The sequence below is a fragment of the Pseudoalteromonas sp. S558 genome (assembly GCF_005886635.1).
Classification (GTDB): domain Bacteria; phylum Pseudomonadota; class Gammaproteobacteria; order Enterobacterales; family Alteromonadaceae; genus Pseudoalteromonas; species Pseudoalteromonas aliena.
This window is the reverse complement of sequence record NZ_PNDU01000268.1, coordinates 1-2982: the sequence shown is the minus strand read 5'-3', so window position 1 is coordinate 2982 and position 2982 is coordinate 1. Positions and strand designations below refer to the sequence as shown.

Genomic DNA, 2982 nt, shown 5'->3' with positions numbered 1-2982 from the left:
AAGCTCTTAATACAGCAACAGCTTCCACACCCAGCACAAGCACTATTCGATACCTGTACGTACAATTACGACAGCATCAACCAGCTGATTGCCCGTAAAAACGAAGGTGTAAGCAGCCACAATACTAATTTTGAGTACAACAGCTTGGGTCAGTTAATTCAACAAACTTTAGCAGGCGAGCAGAACAATAAAATCACCCAATACCAGTGGGATAGCTTTGGTAACCCGCAAAGCCAAGCAGTGCAATCAAGCAAAAGCGATGCAGACACCAGCGATACAGATACTAGTAATACAATAAGCCGCGAGCAGAGTACAAAACATAATGCTGCCAATAATGAGCATACAGCTAGCTCTTCTATTGATTTAACACGCGCCACGCATAATGAATACAGCGATTTAGCATCAAATAATTTAGCACCTAGTAATAATGCTGACACGGCAGTAAGCAATGAAGGCACTAACAACACTAACAATACTATAATAAGCAGTGCCACCGACGCAGACCGTTTAACTCACTTTGGCGACAGCGACTTTTACTACGACGAGTTTGGTAATCAAATACGCGAAACCGGCAAAGGCATAAAAACCCGCCGCGAATACAACGCATTTAACCAGTTAAGCTGTTTTAACAACAACGGCACGCTCACCCAATACGACTACGACCCATTAGGTCGTCGTATAGCTAAGCACACCGAACACGGTAAAATTGACTACATTTGGGATAACGACCAGTTAATCGGCGAATGCCAACACGGTGAATATACCTGGTATATCAACCTGCCAAATCAATTTCACCCCGTTGCGCTGATTAAACAAGGTGAGGTGTACTACTACCACCTAGACCAGCTTAATACCCCACGCTTTGTAACCAACAACAAAGCAGAAGTTGTATGGGAAAACCAAGCCGATGTGTATGGTTATGAAGAGTTAAAAGCAGAATCAAATAAAGAAGACTCTTTCACTCAGCCAATTCGTTTTCAGGGGCAATATTTAGATGAGGAAAGCGGCTTACATTACAACCGCTACCGCTACTACAGCCCCAAACAACAACGGTTTATAAACCAAGATCCAATTGGCCTAGTGGGTGGAATTAACCACTATCAATATGCGCCTAATCCGGTTAACTGGGTGGATCCGTTTGGGTTGAGTTGTAAGGACGGAGGTGCTAAAAGGGTTGCTTTTGCTGGCCATGGCATTATTGATGAGACTAAATCTGCAATAGTCCCTGTGGGAAGTACTCTAACGGTATATGCGTTTAATGGAGCGACAATAACGGATGATCTTGGGCAATTAATAGAAAGTGGCGGGTCTTTAAATAGCGATGTATATAAAAAGGTATATGTTGCTGGTGATGTTATTCCCGGGTATGTTTTACTTGATAACCCTGGAGATATAGAGCTTCTTGATAGTTCAATTCAAGTTTCTAAACCAACAGATATATCAGAACTTTTAGCCGAAAATGTAGGGGATTGCCATTGGGCTGCATGTGCTTCAATATTTGGGCATGAAAACGAAAATGTGATTCACCATACTGAGGGTATTTTCAAAAAAGAATCAAATAAATTTTATCAATTGCAAGAAGACGGAACTTGGGAAGACTTACCTGACGATAGTAGTAGTGATTCTAATCGAGGTCCTGTAGATAAAGGTAGCCGAGTCGAAATTTTTCCAGACAAAAAACAAACTAAAAAGTGGAATAAAAAAATTGTCGAAGACAGAGTTGTTTACCAAAGAGATGACTTGTTCGATCCAAACTATATTGATAAATCTGGGCAAAGCAATATAGAATTAATGGCTAGTGGAAATGCTCCGATTGGGTACGATGGAAAAGAAATCAATTTACACCATGTTACGCAGGATGAGCCTGGTTCTATGGCTGAATTGAATTCTACATTCCATAGTGAAAATGATAGGTTTCTTCATATTTATACTAATCAATATGATAAATCTTATAAAGATAAAAGTGGCCAACGTCACGCTTATAGTAGTGCTCCACCGTCTATGAATCGTAAACCATTCAATAGATGGAAGAGAAAGTATTGGAAAAATCGATCAAAGGATTTTGGATGAGGTACATATGACAATAGAAAAAATTAATTTAGCATTAAGTATGATGCAGGAGTCAAAAGAAATAATATCAACTACAGGGGGGGTTTCTGATAATTTAATTTCTGAAGCTGAGGCTAGGTTAGATATTCGATTTCCTGAAGATTATAAATATTTTTTAAAAAAGTTTGGGACTTTATCTTTCTATGGTGAAAGATTCTATGGGTTAACACAATTTGGGCTAAATGCAGGTGCAATTCCTTGTGTTATTTTTGCGACAGAGTCAGCCAGAGAGCTAGGAGATATTTCCCAATCAATGGTATACGTTAAGTCTTCAGGTTATGGTCCATTATTTAGTATGGACTTATCTGGTGCTAATTCTGTTTTTCCTGTTGTAGAAACCAGTTTGTCATATAAAAGAGATAAAGAAGTAAGCATAGTGGCTGAGAGTTTTGGGGACTTTTTTTATAACGAAATTAAAGATGCAATTGAGGATTTATGATTTCATATAACTGAGAGCGATGATGTTTTATAAAAAAAATGATATTTGTGTTGATTTGTTACAAATGGTTGAGCACTTTCAAAGTGAAGAAGAGAAAGATGCTTTTTTCGAATGGTTTACGTTAGCTTTAACTAATGTAGAAATTATTAATAAGCTCAGACATGTAGAGATTTGTCATATTTGTAATGAATTTATGACTTTAAAGTCTACTGGTAAAAAGTTTTCAAGTTATGAATTTAGAATACCTAATGGGGAGTCAGATTTAATTGTTAGCTCTGCAATTTTACATTTTATTTCTGTTCATAATTTAATTCCGAATAAAGTCATTATTAATGCATTAGAGAAAATTAAACCTATCAAACAATAAACTAGACACCCACCCTAATTTTTGCAGTTTGGCGAACTAGGTACTAGGCTTTTATCAGTGTGAAAAC

The 2982-nt window shown here is 37.6% G+C and carries 3 protein-coding genes; all 3 read left to right on the top strand.

What is annotated here, in order from left to right; all coding sequences use genetic code 11:
- Positions 1–2070: RHS repeat-associated core domain-containing protein (locus tag CWB66_RS22980; protein WP_213084800.1), on the top strand; the 2070-nt coding region annotated here is incomplete at its 5' end.
- Positions 2071–2077: 7 nt separating this feature from the next.
- Positions 2078–2548, top strand: coding sequence for an SMI1/KNR4 family protein (locus tag CWB66_RS16510; RefSeq protein WP_212747832.1), 471 nt, complete (start codon positions 2078–2080; stop codon positions 2546–2548).
- A gap of 19 nt (positions 2549–2567) precedes the next feature.
- Complete coding sequence (locus CWB66_RS16505) at positions 2568–2915, top strand: DUF7919 family protein (RefSeq protein ID WP_138586215.1); 348 nt, start codon at positions 2568–2570, stop codon at positions 2913–2915.
- Positions 2916–2982 lie beyond the last annotated feature (67 nt).

Bases quoted from the DNA above. Each gene is read 5' to 3' on its own strand.
- CWB66_RS16505 (WP_138586215.1), top strand. From the start codon at position 2,568: ATGATGTTTTATAAAAAAAATGATATTTGTGTTGATTTGTTACAAATG.
- CWB66_RS16510 (WP_212747832.1), top strand. From the start codon at position 2,078: ATGACAATAGAAAAAATTAATTTAGCATTAAGTATGATGCAGGAGTCA.